Consider the following 15,416-nt stretch of genomic DNA (forward strand, 5'->3'; position numbering starts at 1 on the left):
CTGTCAAGTGATTATTTTCAGAAGCTTTCGAAGATTTCTTCAACAACTTCAACCACTTGCGCTTCCGATCTCTCGTCAGCGGGAGGCGAATAATACAGTATTGAATTGCGTGGTCAACCCCCTTCTGGAAAAACTTTCCTTAACAAAAGCCCCACACACCACGACGCAATAAAGGCCTTCTTATAAGGAGGGCAGCATTGCTTCTATATAGAAGGTGTACTTGGCAAGCAGCCAAGAACCACGGCCATGTTGTCGGTGACATCGAACAGTGAAGTCAGGCCGGCCGCATACGGGTTCTCATCAATATTGCAGAACATCCGAAACCCGGTACGCCCCAGGTCTTTTTTTTCACACCCAGAACAGTGATCATCGCCCTCCGCCCCGAACCCTGAGGAACCGACACCATGGAATTGACGCTGGAAGCTGTTGCGCTCTTTGCACTCAAGCTCGTGCATGAGGAGGACGGCGGCAGCCCGGTGTTGAGGGATGACCTGGTGATGGATGGTTATGAGCGGGAGGTGTTTGGGTTGCTGGTGCGGCAGGGGGATCTGCCGGGAATTCTGCTGAAGATAGAGGAGTGTGTGGTGCAGGCGCTGATCGCTTTGGGTGGGGCCGATACGGTGTTGGGGCGTGAGCTGCAGTGGTTGTCTACCGACGTACAGCAAGCCACCACGCTGGAGGAACTCAACCCACCGCTCGTGGCACTGAAGGACTACCTTAAAGCCATCCAATAACCGACTCACCACAAGGACCGTCACATGATCGACTTCAACAACAAAGGCTTCTTTAAACTCAAACAAAACAACGAATATGCCGAACGCGTCGCCGCCCTGCTGCTGGACGGCGAAGAAGTCGTCGACGCCTACAAAACCATGCGCGACGGCGTGGTCTTCACCACCAAACGCATCATCGCGGTGAACGTGCAAGGCATCACCGGCAGCAAGAAGGACTTCACTTCGCTGCCGTACAAAAACATCGTCGCGTACTCGGTGGAAACGTCCGGCACGTTTGACCTGGACTCGGAACTGGAGATTTACTTTTCGTCGCTGGGAAAAGTGAAATTTGAATTCACCGGCAAGACCTCGATTGTCGAAATCTCCCGCCTGATCTCCAAGCACCTGCTGACTTGATCAGCGGTCATACTTCAGGGGATCACGGATGACGCTGACTGATCGTCATCCACGCTGTTGAACCGCGCCCGATTAATCTGCCACGGCAATGCCGGCTGCGAGCGGACTTTCTTGTGTTTGTCACGATTGAAGAGGGGCGGTGGCACCTCCAGAAACGGGTTAAAGTAAACCGCCGCTGACTACACACAACCTCGTCAAACAAGTGGAGAAAAACCATACTCAATAGCTGAAGTTTCCCACACCCGACATCGAACAAAGCCAATTCCACCCCCTTTGCCCCACCTCGTAGGCTCACTCCCCCACACAAGGAAGTGAGCCAGCCATGACTGAACGTGCGTACCCCATCACCGAAGAAGAGCAACTCAAACGGCGAATCCTGACACCACAGCCATCGCGCGCGCCTTATTCACCGCCCATCGATTTGTTCACCCCCCCTGCCCCACCTCCCAAGCCCGACAAACCTCCCGGCTGCACTTTCATCAAACCTTGCCAACTGCCCGATAGCCTCACTGACTACACGCAACCCAGCGGTTACGTACCGCTGGAGCTGATCAAGGAATACGGCCATTTCAGCCTGCTGGGTGGCCGAGAGGTGGATGGTCGAGGCGCAGTTGCCTTGGGCAGGATCAGCGGCAGCGCACTTCCCGCTGGTTTGGGGCAGTTGGCGTTGCGTTCGTCCGCGTTGGAGGCGGCAGCTACTGCCGTCGGTTCAGTCGCCGGTGGCCTGCTGACCGGCCTGGTGGCGCTAGCTTGGCCTTCGGAGCTGGGTGACAGCGCGCTCTACAGCGAAGAACAGTTGCGTTCGATGCAAAAGGCGCGTTCGCAGATGCGTTTGCATATCGAGCAACGCGAGGACGGCACACTCAAAGGGTATGGGTTTTACACCGGCAATAATCCTGATTGGCAAATGATTGATGTGGTGCAGTTCCAAAGCCGTGGCGATCAATTTGCGGCGGATTTGGGTGAGGGTGTCGCGCTGATCTGGACGCCCGCCGTTGATCCAAGTGACACGCTGGGTATTCCGACCCTGGAGGCTGCGCCGCAAGCGCCGCTGATCTGGATTTACCCGCCGACGGAGAAAGCGGCACAGATTCTGGTGAACCCGATTTATCCCCCGGCGTATCGGGATTTTATCCTGGTGTTCCCGGTGGAGTCGGGGGTTCGGCCGCTGTATGTGGTGGTTAGTGTTAAGGCTGGGGATCACAAGTACCACAAGGCTCCAAATACTGAACAAATAACTGGCTTTGGAACCCTGATAAAAGCAAAACCCATGACTCCCAGACAGGGCGGTGCCGGGCTGAGAGAGCGTTGGATTGAGGAAAAAGACAGGAGAATTTATGAATGGGATTCCCAACATGGAGAGTTGGAAGTTTATCTTGCAAGTGATGGGAGCCATTTAGGTGCGTTCAGTCACATAACCGGCGAGCAGCTAAAAGAGCCTAAGAAAAAACGAAACATCAAAAAATATCTATGAGGGACACATGGGACTAAAAATGAGATTGGAATGGTTCGACAGAACCACAGAGTGGCTACGCGGAACGGAGGACTCAGCGGACCTAGGAAACGACTACTCCGTGATCTCTAAACTTGGACTGTCGATAGACGAGGACGTCAATAACGGCATGTTCGAACTGCGGCGGGAATGGCTATCGCTGATACAGACACACTTCTCTCATGAAATTGCTCTTTCAGAAAGCGACTACTTCATCGCGTTTGATTACGAAGGTGCAAACGAGTAACACAGACTTAGATAATTCATCTTCATGCGCAGACTGTCACTGACAAACAAAAAACTCCGCAACATCCCCAGACACCTCAGAGCCCTGACCCGCTGGGCAGACAGCTTCGAAGGCTGCTTTACGAAGAGCTACCATCACAACCCGACTACGTAAACGAAAGCCCCCCCGTTATCGAAAATCTTGTGGAAGGTAATCAAACCACATGGCGGAGAGCGCTGGAAGTATCAAACCTTCAGGTCCTTCCAGGCGCAGCATCCGCATTTTTTCGGCCGTCCACCTAACCCTCTTTCGCCTCACTCCCCTCCCCCCCAATCAACACCCGATTCGCCGGATCCGTAATATCAAACACCTGCAGCGCACATACCGAACGACTGAACCTGAACTGAAACTCCACCAGATACACCTTGGCCTTCTCCGGGCTAAACGTACTCGTCACCGGCCCGCAGCTGTAGTAAACCCCGTTGCCCTGGCTTCTCGCCGAACTGGACACGGTGAGTTTCTTGCCGGGGTCCGCCTGGATCTCCAACTGCGGAAAGCGCTTGAACGCGGCGCTGGCTACCGTCTGGTTGAGCTTGGCGATCCAGTTGAAAACCCGGCCTTCGCCGGTGTCCATCACCGTGCCGAGAGTTTCCATGCGTGGGTCGGGGTCGCCTTCACGACGGATGGCGAATTCGACGGGATGGGTGCCGCCATAGGCTTTCATGATGACTTTGGCGTGCTCAGCATCGACGGCCACGGTTTTCTGCCGCAGTTGGATGCCGTCCTTGAGCAGGCTGGGCGATGAATCGCGTTGGTTGGATTGGCAGGCGCACAAGGCCAGGGCTAAAGAGAGCAGCACGACTCGCTTCACGGAAGGATGTCCTTATCAAGATGAAAGATGATAATGACTGGACCCGCGATCAAACAGGATGTTCCGCAGTGGAGCGGCCGCGATGCAGGGGCTCGACAGCTCCCACATTTGAGCCCTGATCGCTTCAGGCCTCGTCAAACACCAACCGCGCGCACAACCCGCCCCGCTCTCGGTTATGCAACGCCAAGCGGCTGCCGATCTTGCCCACGATCATCTCCACAATCGCCAGCCCCAGCCCTGCGCCATTGGCATTGCCACGGCTGTAGAACCGCTCGAACAAACGCCCCATTTCCGCCTCATCAATTCCCGGCCCTTGGTCTTCGACGCTCAGGCAATTGGCGCCAATCACCACTTTCACTTCGCTGCCCGGCGGGGAGAAGTTGAGGGCGTTGGTCACCAGGTTTTGCAGGGCGATGGCCAGCGCCACCGGTTCGGTTTCGATCCAGCAGTCTTCATCCCCTTCCAGCACCAACTCCACGCCTTTCTCCATGGCCAGCGGCGTCAGTTCGGCGAGTTCTTCGCGCACCAGCTCGGTGAGTTGTACGCGGCTGCGCTTGGGGTTGTTCAACTGCGGCTCGATGCGCGCCATGGTCAGCAGTTGGCTGCCGATGCGGGTGGCGCGGTCGACGCCGTTGACCAGGTAGTCCAACGCTTCGCGCCGCTGGGCCTCGGTGCCGGCACTTTGGGCGTTTTGCGCATGGATGCGCAGGATCGCCAGGGGTGTGCGCAGTTCGTGGGCGGCGTCGGCGATGAAGCGGCGCTCACGTGCGAGCAGGTCATCGACTTGGACCAATAGCCGGTTGAGCGCAGTTTGCATGGGCTCCAGGTCACTGGGCAGGGGCTTCAGGTGCAGCGGTTGCAAGGTCTCGGTGGTGCGCCCGCGAATGGAAAGGGCCATGGCACGCAAGGGTTTCAGGCCCCAGCCGATCACCAGCCAGATCAACATCGTCAGCAGCGGCACGCCGATCAAGGTGGGCCAGAGGGTGTGGCGCATGATGCGCTGGATCACGTCCTGACGAATATCGTCGCGCTCGCCCACCCAGATCAGCAGGCCTTGCTGCGGGTCGGCAAGGAGAAAGGCGCACCAGTCGTTGCCGTTATCCATGATGTCGTGGGAGCCGAGGGTAGCCGGCGGTGCGGCCAACACGGGCGCTTCGGCGGAGCGTACGAGTAATTGGCCGTCGCTGCGCCACACCTGGAAGGTCAACCGCGTTTCATAAGGGTGGGCGACGCCGTCTTCGCCGACACGGCTCATGGCGTGATCGAAGGCCTGATACAGGCGGTCCCAGTCGGCTTCGCCAGGGTCGCGCTGGCGCAATACGCCTTGCAGCAGGCGTGCGCTTTGGGCGAGTTGGGCGTCGTAGACTTCTTCGATTTCGTGGTGGCTGTCACGCAGCACCAGCCAGCTGATCAGGGCGTCGCCCAACAGGATCAGCACCAGGACAGGGATGAGGATGCGTGCACGCACGGAGGTCATGGTTTAAGCGCCAGTACATAACCAACACCGCGCACAGTGCGGATCAGCTCGGTGGATAACTTTTTACGCAGGTTGTGGATCAACACTTCCAAGGTGTTGCTCTCGACCCGGTCCTGCCAGCCATACAACGCGCGGGACAGGCGCTCGCGGGTCACCACCTTGCCGGGGCGTACCATCAGTTGGTGCAGCAGTTGGTATTCCATCGGGGTGACGATGATGTCTTCATCCAGATACCGCACTTGCTGAGTAGCCGGGTCGAGGCTGACGCCGGCATGTTCCAGCATCGGTTGCGCGCGGCCCTGGCTGCGGCGCAACAAGGCGCGCACGCGGGCCTTGAGTTCTTCCACATCGAAGGGTTTGACCAGGTAGTCGTCGGCACCGGCGTCCAGACCGGCGATGCGCTCGGCGGTGCCGTCGCGGGCGGTGAGGATCAGCACCGGCAAGTCGTGCTGCTCGGCACGCAGTTGCTGCAGCAGGTCCAGACCACCAAGGCGCGGTAGACCTAAGTCAAGCAGCAACAGATCGAAGCTTTCCGTGCGCAGGGCATGCAGGGCCGCAACGCCATCCTGCAGCCAATCCAGGGTGTAGCCTTCAACGCCCAATGCCACGCGAATCCCTTGGCCAAGGGCACGATCATCTTCGACAAGGAGTAGGCGCATAGCAAAATCTCTGTAGGAATCGGCGGCATCATGCCGGGTTCTGGCCGAGGCTATTTCGGCAAAGATGTTACCGCGCGTTGCCAACTAAGGTTGCGCTAAGGTTGATTTTGCACTGTGAAATCTCCTACATCTGCTGAGAGCTTTTCCATGCGCAAAATTCTCCTGCTGTCCCTGATTATCGCCAGCCCCCTGGCCGTTGCCGGGCCGCAATGCACCACCGCCGAACGCTCGCAATGGCAAGACGAAAAAGCCTTCCAGGACAAGCTCAAGGCCGAAGGCTACGAGATCAGCAAGTTCAAGGTCACCGACGGCAACTGCTACGAGATCTACGGTTTCGACAAGGACAAGCGCAAGGTCGAGATCTACCACGACCCGGTCACCGGCAAGGCCGTGAAGACTGAGATCAAAGGCTGATGCCAGGCGAATCCCTGCGCCTGTGGGACCCATTGGTAAGACTGTTTCACCTGTCTATCGCCGGGGTCTTTATCGCCAATTACTTCTATAACGAAGCGGGCGATGACTGGCATGTCTGGCTGGGCTATTACGCCATGGCCTGGCTGCTGGTACGAACGGTGTGGGGATTCATCGGACCGCGCAGTGCACGCTGGGCGGACTTCTGGCCGACCCCGAAACGCTTGAAAACCCATCTGCGCTCGCTGCTCAACCGCCGCCCGCAACATCGCCTGGGCCATTCGCCCATCGGTGCGCTGGTGATGCTGATGATGTTGCTGGCGTTGCTGACCATCGGTGTCAGCGGCTTTTTGATGCAGGAAGTGGATGCCCTGTGGGGCGCCGATTGGCCCCTGCAAATCCACGAGACCGCCGCCAATGTGCTGCTGGGCCTGGTGTGCATCCATGTGCTGGCCGCGGTGTTTGAAAGTATCCAGGTGCGGGACAACCTGCCGTTATCCATGCTCACCGGTCGCAGGAAGCGCCTGCCGGATGAACGTGCGCAGTAATCCTTTTCTCGACAGGTCCTCTATGCGCTCCGCCTTACTGATCTGCAGCCTGCTCGCCGTCTTCGTCGCCGCGTGGCTTAGCCATCCGCCCCATGTACTGGCACCCTTTGCCCAAGTGGCGCCGAACACCTCGAAAGTGGCGGCGGCCCCGCAATACACCAGCCGTTTTGTGTCCTCGCAGCTCACGGACTTTGTGCACTCTTCCTCCGTCACCGCCCTGCCCGGCGGCGACTTGATGGCCGTGTGGTTTGCCGGTTCGCGGGAAGGCGCCGCCGATGTGCAGGTGCGCACCGCACGCTTCGATGCGCGCAGCGGCGAATGGGGCACCGAGCAGGTGCTGGCCACGCGGGAAAGCACCCGCGACGGCACCCAGCGCTATATCCGCAAACTCGGCAACCCGGTCATCGCCCTCGGGCCGGATAAACGCCTGTGGATGTTTTATGTTTCGGTGTCGGTCGGCGGCTGGGCCACCAGTGCGATCAACCTGATGGTCTCGGATGACCTCGGCGCCAGTTGGTCCGCGCCCCGGCAGTTGGTGACCTCTCCGTTTTTCAACATCAGTACGCTGGTGCGTGCCGCGCCGGTGTTCCACGCCGACGGCTCCATCGGCCTGCCGGTGTACCACGAGTTCATGGGCAAGTTTGCCGAGTACCTGTACTTGAGCGCCGACGGCGCAGTGATCGACAAATTCCGCATCAGCCGCGGCAAGAACTCCCTGCAACCCACTATCGTGCCGCTGGATGGCAAGCGCGCCGTGGCGATGTTGCGCTACGCCGGCGACACCCACCACCGCGTCCTGGCCAGCCGCACCGAAGACGCCGGGCAAACCTGGAGCGAGCCGTACCCGCTGGAACCGGCCAACCCCAACTCATCGTTGGCGGCGGTGGGCACGCAAGACGACGGGCTACTCGTGGCCCTCAACGACCTGCAGGATGGCCGCTTCAAGCTCAGCCTCTACGGCACCGACGCCCAGCTCAGCCAATGGCGCACCGTGGTGCAACTGGATGAGTCGCCCGACCCGCTCGGCCAACCCTTCTCCCCCGAGGCCTATAAAGAAATCATCGGCGAAGGCTTCCGCGCCTCCAGCGGTGCCAAGCGCCTGCCGCTGGAACAGCGCTTTCTCAGCAACCTCGACTACCGCGTGTGCAAACCCCGGGGCTGCGATTTCGAATACGAGTACCCGTACTTCAGCCGCAGCCCGGACGGCATGTACCACTTGGTGTACTCGTGGAATAACACCTTTATCAAACATGTCAGCTTCAACGAAGCCTGGCTGGAGGAGCGTCTGTGATGGTTTCTCTGTGGCAGGCCCATTTGAGTTTTGTGCTGCTGGGGTTTGTGCTGTTAAGCACGCTCAGGTTTACCGCACCCTGGCGGCCATGGCTGCTGCCGGCGCTGGTGGCGGTCAGTTTTATCCCGGTCAACGAGCTGCCGCTGGCGGCGTATGTGCGCAGCTTTACCGACGATTTGGCAATCAGCACATTGATGTTGTTGGCGTGGGTGGTGCTCAGCCGCCTGGGCTTAGTGCAACCGCTCGCTCATCGGCATCAAGTGCAGACGTTGCTGCTGTTTGGCCTGCTGAGCCTGGTGCTGTACCCGGCCACCTTGGGCCTGACCTACTTCGACCCGTACCGTTGGGGCTTCAACCCGCGACCGATGATCGTGCTGGTGGCGGCGGCCGCACTGTTGATGCTGTGGCTGCGTAATGCGCTGGCAGTGTGGATGCTGGCGATAGGCACGTTGGCTTTTGCGTTACGGCTCAAGGCATCGGAAAACTATTGGGACTATCTGGTCGATCCGTTGCTGACCGGTTACTGCCTGATCGCCGGCGCGGGGCTGCTGATCAGCGCCGCCTGGCGCCCTCTTTTGAAATGGCACCGGGGTCAATGATGAGTGCGTTGCAATCACGCCGCCTGCGCTACGGCGTGGGCGCGATCGGGTTGGTGTTTGTGTTGCTGGCTGCGTTGCGGCTGGTGTTTGTGCTGGGTTTTTCCGGCCTTGATTTGAACACCCCGGCGCTGCTGGAAACCCTGGGTATCGGCCTGCGTTTCGACCTGCGCCTGGCGGTGTTGATCCTGCTGCCGCTGGCCGTGCTGGCGTGGTTGCCGCGCTGGAACCTCACCACCCTGCCGGCCCTGCGCTGGCTGGCGCGCGGTTATCTGGTCATCGCGCTGGCGGTGATCGGGCTGGTGTACATCATCGACTTCGGCCACTACGCCTACCTCGGCGTGCGTATCAATGCGACGGTGCTGCGTTACCTGCAAGACGCACAGATTTCCCAACAGATGGTGTGGGAAACCTACCCAGTGCTGTGGATAACCGCGTGCTGGCTTGCGGCGGTGGCGCTTTGGGTCTGGGCGTTGGTCTGCCTGGAGCGGTTGACCCTGGATCGAACACCCACCGCTATCAGCAAGCCGGCCCTGACGGTGGTGAGTGTGATCGGCGTTGTCGTAGTGCTGCTGGCCCTGCTCGGCCGTGTCGCCCACCTCAACCTGGAAAACCCGGTGCCCCTGCGCTGGAGCGATGCCTTCTTTTCCGGCAACAGCCAACTGGCCGCCGTGGGCCTGAACCCGGTGCTGTTTTTGTATGACACGCTCAAGGTCGGCCAATCGCAGTTCGATGAAGCCCAGGTCCGCACGTATTACCCGCAAGTCGCCCAGTACCTGGGCGTGACCCAGCCCGATGCCCAGTCCCTGAACTTCATCCGCGAACAAGGCGTACAGCCCTATCGACTGGCCGGCGAGCGCCCGCCGAACGTGATTTTCGTGATGCTCGAGTCCCTCGGTACCAGCGCCGTCGGCGCCTATGGCAACCCGCTCAACCCCACGCCGAACCTGGACAAACTGGCGACGCAAAGCTGGTTCTTCAAACACTTCTACGTCCCCGTCACCGGCACCGCGAAAACCGTGTGGGCCAGCATCACCGGCGTGCCCGACGTCACCCGCCAGGAGACCGCCACGCGCAACCCGTTGATCACGCGGCAACACACGTTGATCAATGCATTCGAGGGCTACCAGAAGTTCTACATGATCGGCGGCAACGCCGGCTGGGCGAATATCAATGCACTGATCCGCCAGAGCATCGACGATGTGCAGTTGTTCGAGGAGAGTGACTGGCAATCGCCACGGGTAGACGTATGGGGGATTTCCGACCTGGACCTGTTCAAGGAAGCTGACGATCTGTTGAGCACGCTCCCCAAGGACCAGCCGTTCTTCGCCTACCTGCAAACCTCCGGCAACCATCGCCCCTTCACCATTCCCAAGCACAACGATGGCTTCCAGGTCAGCGACGTGACACTGGAACAGGCCCAGGCCGCAGGCTCCCGCAGTGTCGAGCAGTACAACGCGGTGCGCCTGCTGGACTACAACATCGGCCGGCTGATGGAAATCGCCAAGGCCAGCGGCTACTACGACAACAGCATTTTTGTGTTCTTCGGTGACCACAACACCCGCATCAGCCAGATCCCGCACATGGCGCCGGCCTTCGAACAGTTGGGCCTGGAGAGCAACAACGTGCCGCTGCTGATCCACGCCCCTGGCCTTGCGCCTCGGGTGATCGAAGAAGCGGTGGGCCTGGCTGACCTGCTGCCCACCGTGGCCGGCATGGCGGGCGTACCGTTCCGCAACGGCGCGATGGGACGGGACATCCAGCAACCGGCGCCCGAGGGCGAACGCGTGGTGCCGCTGGTGTTGCGCGAAGGCACCTTCCCGATCATCGGCGGCGTGACCCAGGATTTCCTGCTGCAGATGCAGCACGACGGCAGCTCACCGACCCTGCATGACCTTGCGTCGCTCACCCCGCGTGACGATGTGAGCGCACAACATCCCGAGGAGTTTCAGCGATTGCAGGCGCTGACCCGTGGGCTGCATGAGAGTGCGCGGTTGATGCTGTTCAGGAATGTGCGTGAGTGATCACTTGGGTTGGAACGTCTCGAGGTACGCCAGGATGTTGTCGATTTTTTCCGGATCGCTGATGCCCCAGAAAATCATGCGCGTACCACTCACCACCTTTTTTGGCGCTTCGATGTAGGCCGCGAGCTTGTCGCGGGTCCAGACCACCCCGGAGTTCTTCATCGCGTCCGAATATTGATAGTCGGCGGTGGTGCCGGCGGGTCGGCCGATGATGCCGTTGAGCTCCGGGCCAAAGCCCCCGCGCGCGCCTTCGCCAATGCTATGGCAGCCGCCGCAGGTCTTGGTGAAGAGCTTGCCGCCGGCCTCGGCATCGCCGGCGGCGTAGGCCGACGCGGTGTTGAGGAGCAGGGCGAGGGTCAGTAAGACGTACTTCATGGGTGACTCCACACGGGGTATTGCCGGCGATTATGCCTGCTTGTCAGGAACGCATGCCCATCCAGATCACCGCTTCGGTCCACGCCGTCACCACCGGCGTCAGCGCTCGAAACCAGGGATCCTGCGCATCGATCTGCGCAGCCGAGTGGTCATGGTGGTGTTGCTCTTCGTCGACGATGGAAGCAATGGCCGCCACAGCCAGCGGGTCTATGTCACGTAACGTCTGAAGTTGATGAGCCAGGTGCCTGAGCACCACGCTTTCCACGGCCACGGTGGTGGCAACGATAGCCTTGCGCCCGCACACCCCGGTGAGCAGGCCCAGCACCAGTCCGCCAAGGCCGCACAGCCAGTAGCTGCGGCAGCGTCGGTAGCCTCGCCGTTGCAACTCGGCCTGGAAAACCGCGCGGTGGCGGCGCTCGTGGGCGAGGAATTCACGGAGTTCACCCACCATGCCGGGGGCGAACAACCGCGCCATAAACAGCTGGCCGCTGTAGATACAGATCGCGCCATGCTCGCCGGCGTGGTCGACTTTGATCATGCGGTTGCCCAGGTCAGGGTCGATCAAGGGGGTAGCAGGAGCGTTCACGGTAGACGACCTTGTGCGAGGGCCTCAGGGAGTGTGCCGGTGCAGTTTACAGAACCCGGGCATCGTGCCGTACCACCCGCCAAATGCGCAATCTAGACCTTCTGAACGACCACCCATCGCCTGAGCCACATCCAATCGAACCTATCCGCGCCCGGCCCACTCAACCTAACTGAACCCTGATGGTGGAGTAAGGATCATGGCTCAGCCATCGATTTTGGTATTAGAAGACGACGAGATCATTCGTTCGTTGATGGTGGATGTACTGGAGGATTTCGGCGCGGTTGTGACGTCTTTTCCTTCAGCCGATGAAGGGATGATTTACCTGGAGCGCGGCAACGACCCGGTGGACCTGATTGTCAGCGATGTGCAGATGCCGGGGTTGCTCAATGGCTATGACTTGAGCCGGGTGGTGGCGCATCGCTGGCCGTCGGTGCCGGTGCTGCTGACCTCTGGCAACACCAAGATGGCGGCCGAATTGGGCGGTACCGTACGGTTTCTGCCTAAACCGTGGAGCACAGAACATCTGCTTGAATGTGTGCAAACAGCGCTGACGCAACAGGGTGCCTCCATGCATTGATAGCGCTACGACATCACTTTTACCGAACTTCTGTGGAGTCGCTGCGGTCACTAGAGAGACAAGGAGTGACTTTTCTGATCCGCTGGTCAGCCTTTTCGCCTTCAGCCTATAGCTGATAGCCATCAGCTGTGTAGAATCGTCGCCTATTTTTCTCAGCGTCATTCCTGGTCGAAAGGCCCACAGTTCGAGCGCACTGAATGCATCCACAGGCCCCTGATTCTAGTGTGCCCTCTCTACTCGAAGCGTTGCGCACAGGCACTGCCCTGCTGCATGTAGCGCTTGAAAAACGTCTCCCGTTTTTCTCCGAGCACCTGGATGCCAATGGGTACATGCGCCTGATCCAGGCGTATTACGGGTTTTATCTGCCTATAGAAGCGGCACTCCACGACAGCCACTTGATCCCGGATGGATTCGACCCGGTTCTGCGTGTGAAAACGCCGACGCTGCTCAGCGATCTTAACGCCCTTGGCCTGGATCAGACCGCTATCACCGGCCTGCCGCGCTGTACCCATCTGCCCCGTTTCGACACCCCCGCCGCCTGCATTGGCGCCCTGTATGTGCTGGAAGGCGCGACGCTGGGCGGCCAGGTGCTGCGCCGGGAAATGGCCCGGCGCCTGGGTGTGGACGCCGATAACGGCGGTGCGTTTCTCAATGTATACGGTGCCGAAACCGGTCGGCGCTGGAAGGATTTTCTCGACTATCTGGGCCGCCTGCCGCTGGACGCCAATGCCAAACAGCAGGCGGTGGATACGGCCCGGTCGACATTCAGCTGCTTTGAGCAATGGCTCGACAGCCAGGAGGTACTGCTATGAAACCCGAAGATTTTGAAGAACTGCTTGCCAACTGTGCCAACGAGCCGATCCGTTTTCCGGGGGCGATCCAGCCCCACGGCGTGCTGCTGACGCTGTCAGAGCCCGACCTGAACATCCTTCAGGTCAGTACCAACACCGCCAGCTTGTTCGACCGCGCTCCCGAGTCGTTGCTGGGCCAGCCGCTGCACACGCTGATTGGCACCGAGCACGCCCAGGCCGTGCAGCGCATAACGGCACATAACAGCTTTTTTGATGCGCCGCCGCTGCACGTCACCCTCAACGGCGCCGAGTTCGAAGGCCTGTTGCACCGCCATCAGGACGTGCTGGTGCTGGAGTTCGAACCGCGGCTCAAGGACTTCCAGCCACGCACGCTCAAAGGTCGCAGCAGTGGCTTGGGCAAGATGCTGCAACGTTTGCAGTCCGCGAAAACCCTGCAGGCGCTGTACGAAATCAGCGTGACTGAAATCCAGGCCATGACCGGTTACGACCGGGTGTTGATCTACCGTTTCGAAGACGAAGGGCATGGCCAGGTGATCGCGGAAGCGTCGGCACCGTCCATGGAGCTGTTCAACGGGCTGTTCTTCCCCGCCTCTGACATCCCGGAGCAGGCCCGCGAGCTGTATCGCACCAACTGGCTGCGCATCATCCCCAACGCCGCCTACGAGCCGGTGCCCCTGCTGCCCAGGTTGCGTCCGGACACCGGCCAGCCCTTGGACTTGAGCTTTGCCACCCTGCGCAGCGTGTCGCCGATTCACTGCCAGTACATGCAGAACATGGGCGTGTTGTCGTCCATGAGCATTTCGCTGATGAAGGGCGACAAACTCTGGGGCCTGATCAGTTGCGGCAACCGCGAGCCGCTGCTGGTACCCAATGACCTGCGCATCACCTGCCAGACCATCGGCCAGGTGCTGTCACTGCAGATCAGCGCCATGGAAGCCCTGGACCTGAGCCGTCAGCGTGAAGAGAAAGTCGAGACCCTGGTCAAGCTGGATCAAGCGATGAAGGCGTCGGAAGAAAACGTGTTCGACGGCCTCGCCCAACAAGGCCAATTACTGATGGACCTGACCTTGTCCGGCGGTGTGGCGATCATCGAAGACAAGCAACTGCACCGCTACGGCAACTGCCCGGAACCGGCGCAGATCCGCGCCTTGCACAAATGGCTGCAAAACCACGGCGAGCCGGTGTTTTCCAGCCATAACCTGGTGTCGGTCTACCCGCCAGGCGCCGAGTTCCAACAGGTGGCCAGTGGTGTCCTGGCGATGAGCCTGCCAAAGCCTGTGGATAACGGCGTGCTGTGGTTCCGCCCGGAAGTGAAAGAGAACATCAACTGGAGCGGCGACCCGAATAAGCCGCTGGCCCTGGAAAACTCCGACGCCGGCCTGCGCCTTCGTCCACGCACCTCATTTGAAATCTGGAAAGTGGAGATGGCCGGTATCTCCACCAAGTGGAGCCACGGCGACCTGTTCGCAGCCAATGACCTGCGCCGCTCGGCCCTGGAAAACGACCTGGCCCGCCAGGTGCTGCGCGAGCAACAAGCCGTGCGTGCCCGCGATGAGCTGGTGGCGGTGGTGTCCCACGACCTGCGCAACCCGATGACGGTGATCTCCATGCTCTGCGGCATGATGCAAAAAGCCTTCAGCTCCGACGGCCCCCATACCTCGCGACGCATTTCCTCGGCCATCGACACCATGCAACAGGCCGCCGGGCGCATGAACGTCTTGCTGGAAGATCTGCTCGACACCTCGAAAATCGAAGCGGGGCGCTACGTCGTCAAACCGGTGGCCCTGGACGTCAGCCAAATGTTCGAAGAGGCCTACTCCCTGCTGGCGCCCCTGGCGATGGAAAAAGGCATCGACCTGTCGTTCAACGCCGAGCCTGGCCTTCAGATCAATGGCGACCCGGAGCGCCTGTTCCAGGTGTTGTCGAATCTGATCGGCAATGCCATCAAGTTCACCCCGCGCCAGGGCAGCATCGGCATCAGCGCAATGAGCAATGGTGAAGAGATCGTGTTCTCGGTGCGTGACTCAGGTGAAGGCATTGCCCCTGAGCAGTTGCCACATGTGTTTGATCGTTACTGGACCCAGGCGGAAAACAACCCCACCGGCACTGGCCTGGGGCTGTATATCACCCAGGGGATAGTCCAAGCCCATGGCGGCAAAATCGTTGCCGAGAGTGAAGTGGGACGTGGCAGTGAGTTCCGCTTTACCGTGCCGAGGGTGATTGAGGACTCGCGTACCTGACCGCCCCTGTGGCGAGCCTGCTCGCCATGCAAAAAAATGCCGGATTGACGTCTGAAGCCATTGCCAACCGCCGTCATATCTTGCAGCAGGGCGTTTATAGC

At 59.9% G+C, this 15,416-nt stretch carries 17 protein-coding genes; 12 read left to right on the forward strand and 5 right to left on the reverse strand.

The window, feature by feature from the left end; translation table 11 throughout:
- Positions 1-404: 404 nt before the first annotated feature.
- The 4 genes from J1G35_RS17255 (at position 405) to J1G35_RS17270 (ending at position 2,869) form a co-directional block, all read left to right on the forward strand.
- The gene (locus tag J1G35_RS17255; protein WP_223015530.1) at positions 405-734 is read left to right on the forward strand and encodes a hypothetical protein; all 330 of its coding nucleotides are present in this window, start codon (positions 405-407) and stop codon (positions 732-734) included.
- A 24-nt stretch (positions 735-758) separates the two neighbouring features.
- Positions 759-1,130: a PH domain-containing protein gene (locus J1G35_RS17260; RefSeq protein ID WP_223015531.1), complete on the forward strand. Its 372-nt coding sequence runs from the start codon at positions 759-761 to the stop codon at positions 1,128-1,130.
- A 322-nt stretch (positions 1,131-1,452) separates the two neighbouring features.
- Complete coding sequence (locus J1G35_RS17265) at positions 1,453-2,604, forward strand: S-type pyocin domain-containing protein (protein ID WP_223015532.1); 1,152 nt, start codon at positions 1,453-1,455, stop codon at positions 2,602-2,604.
- A gap of 7 nt (positions 2,605-2,611) precedes the next feature.
- Positions 2,612-2,869, forward strand: coding sequence for a colicin E3-like toxin immunity protein (locus tag J1G35_RS17270; protein WP_065937840.1), 258 nt, complete (start codon positions 2,612-2,614; stop codon positions 2,867-2,869).
- 277 nt (positions 2,870-3,146) lie between these two features.
- Here the strand turns inward: J1G35_RS17270 and J1G35_RS17275 are convergent, their stop codons facing one another.
- The 3 genes from J1G35_RS17275 to J1G35_RS17285 all read right to left on the reverse strand — a co-directional run bounded on the left by J1G35_RS17275 (position 3,147) and on the right by J1G35_RS17285 (position 5,855).
- Positions 3,147-3,719 carry a hypothetical protein gene (locus J1G35_RS17275; protein ID WP_223015533.1) on the reverse strand — a complete coding sequence of 191 codons (573 nt, stop codon included), beginning with the start codon at positions 3,717-3,719 and terminating at the stop codon, positions 3,147-3,149.
- A 124-nt stretch (positions 3,720-3,843) separates the two neighbouring features.
- Positions 3,844-5,196 carry a sensor histidine kinase gene (locus J1G35_RS17280; protein WP_053132132.1) on the reverse strand — a complete coding sequence of 451 codons (1,353 nt, stop codon included), beginning with the start codon at positions 5,194-5,196 and terminating at the stop codon, positions 3,844-3,846.
- On the reverse strand, positions 5,193-5,855 hold the full coding sequence (locus J1G35_RS17285) for a response regulator (RefSeq protein WP_223015534.1): 663 nt from the start codon (positions 5,853-5,855) through the stop codon (positions 5,193-5,195). Before J1G35_RS17285 ends, J1G35_RS17280 begins: the two co-directional genes overlap by 4 nt.
- 147 nt (positions 5,856-6,002) lie before the next feature.
- On the opposite strand from J1G35_RS17285, the gene J1G35_RS17290 reads away from it, so the two are divergent.
- Genes J1G35_RS17290 through J1G35_RS17310 form a run of 5 tightly spaced genes read left to right on the forward strand, consistent with a single transcriptional unit; the run spans position 6,003 to position 10,725 of the window.
- Positions 6,003-6,269: a PepSY domain-containing protein gene (locus J1G35_RS17290; RefSeq protein ID WP_048722823.1), complete on the forward strand. Its 267-nt coding sequence runs from the start codon at positions 6,003-6,005 to the stop codon at positions 6,267-6,269.
- Positions 6,269-6,814: a cytochrome b/b6 domain-containing protein gene (locus tag J1G35_RS17295; protein WP_223015535.1), complete on the forward strand. Its 546-nt coding sequence runs from the start codon at positions 6,269-6,271 to the stop codon at positions 6,812-6,814. Before J1G35_RS17290 ends, J1G35_RS17295 begins: the two co-directional genes overlap by 1 nt.
- Before the next feature lie 22 nt (positions 6,815-6,836).
- Positions 6,837-8,105 carry a sialidase family protein gene (locus J1G35_RS17300; protein ID WP_053132125.1) on the forward strand — a complete coding sequence of 423 codons (1,269 nt, stop codon included), beginning with the start codon at positions 6,837-6,839 and terminating at the stop codon, positions 8,103-8,105.
- The gene (locus J1G35_RS17305) at positions 8,105-8,704 is read left to right on the forward strand and encodes a hypothetical protein (RefSeq protein ID WP_223015536.1); all 600 of its coding nucleotides are present in this window, start codon (positions 8,105-8,107) and stop codon (positions 8,702-8,704) included. The genes J1G35_RS17300 and J1G35_RS17305 overlap by 1 nt, the downstream gene beginning before the upstream one ends.
- Positions 8,704-10,725: an LTA synthase family protein gene (locus tag J1G35_RS17310; RefSeq protein ID WP_223015537.1), complete on the forward strand. Its 2,022-nt coding sequence runs from the start codon at positions 8,704-8,706 to the stop codon at positions 10,723-10,725. The genes J1G35_RS17305 and J1G35_RS17310 overlap by 1 nt, the downstream gene beginning before the upstream one ends.
- Here the strand turns inward: J1G35_RS17310 and J1G35_RS17315 are convergent, their stop codons facing one another.
- Positions 10,726-11,100, reverse strand: coding sequence for a cytochrome c family protein (locus J1G35_RS17315; RefSeq protein WP_223015538.1), 375 nt, complete (start codon positions 11,098-11,100; stop codon positions 10,726-10,728).
- A 43-nt stretch (positions 11,101-11,143) separates the two neighbouring features.
- Complete coding sequence (locus J1G35_RS17320; protein WP_347709460.1) at positions 11,144-11,686, reverse strand: demethoxyubiquinone hydroxylase family protein; 543 nt, start codon at positions 11,684-11,686, stop codon at positions 11,144-11,146.
- A 196-nt stretch (positions 11,687-11,882) separates the two neighbouring features.
- Between J1G35_RS17320 and J1G35_RS17325 the strand changes: the two genes are divergently transcribed.
- The 3 genes from J1G35_RS17325 (at position 11,883) to J1G35_RS17335 (ending at position 15,315) form a co-directional block, all read left to right on the forward strand.
- Positions 11,883-12,263 (forward strand): response regulator, encoded by a 381-nt coding sequence (locus J1G35_RS17325; protein WP_053132118.1) that lies wholly within the window; start codon positions 11,883-11,885, stop codon positions 12,261-12,263.
- A gap of 197 nt (positions 12,264-12,460) precedes the next feature.
- Positions 12,461-13,075: a biliverdin-producing heme oxygenase gene (locus J1G35_RS17330; RefSeq protein ID WP_223015539.1), complete on the forward strand. Its 615-nt coding sequence runs from the start codon at positions 12,461-12,463 to the stop codon at positions 13,073-13,075.
- Complete coding sequence (locus J1G35_RS17335; protein ID WP_223015540.1) at positions 13,072-15,315, forward strand: ATP-binding protein; 2,244 nt, start codon at positions 13,072-13,074, stop codon at positions 15,313-15,315. The genes J1G35_RS17330 and J1G35_RS17335 overlap by 4 nt, the downstream gene beginning before the upstream one ends.
- Positions 15,316-15,416 lie beyond the last annotated feature (101 nt).

Origin of the sequence: Pseudomonas sp. SH10-3B, assembly GCF_019891415.1 — a bacterium.
Lineage (GTDB): Bacteria > Pseudomonadota > Gammaproteobacteria > Pseudomonadales > Pseudomonadaceae > Aquipseudomonas.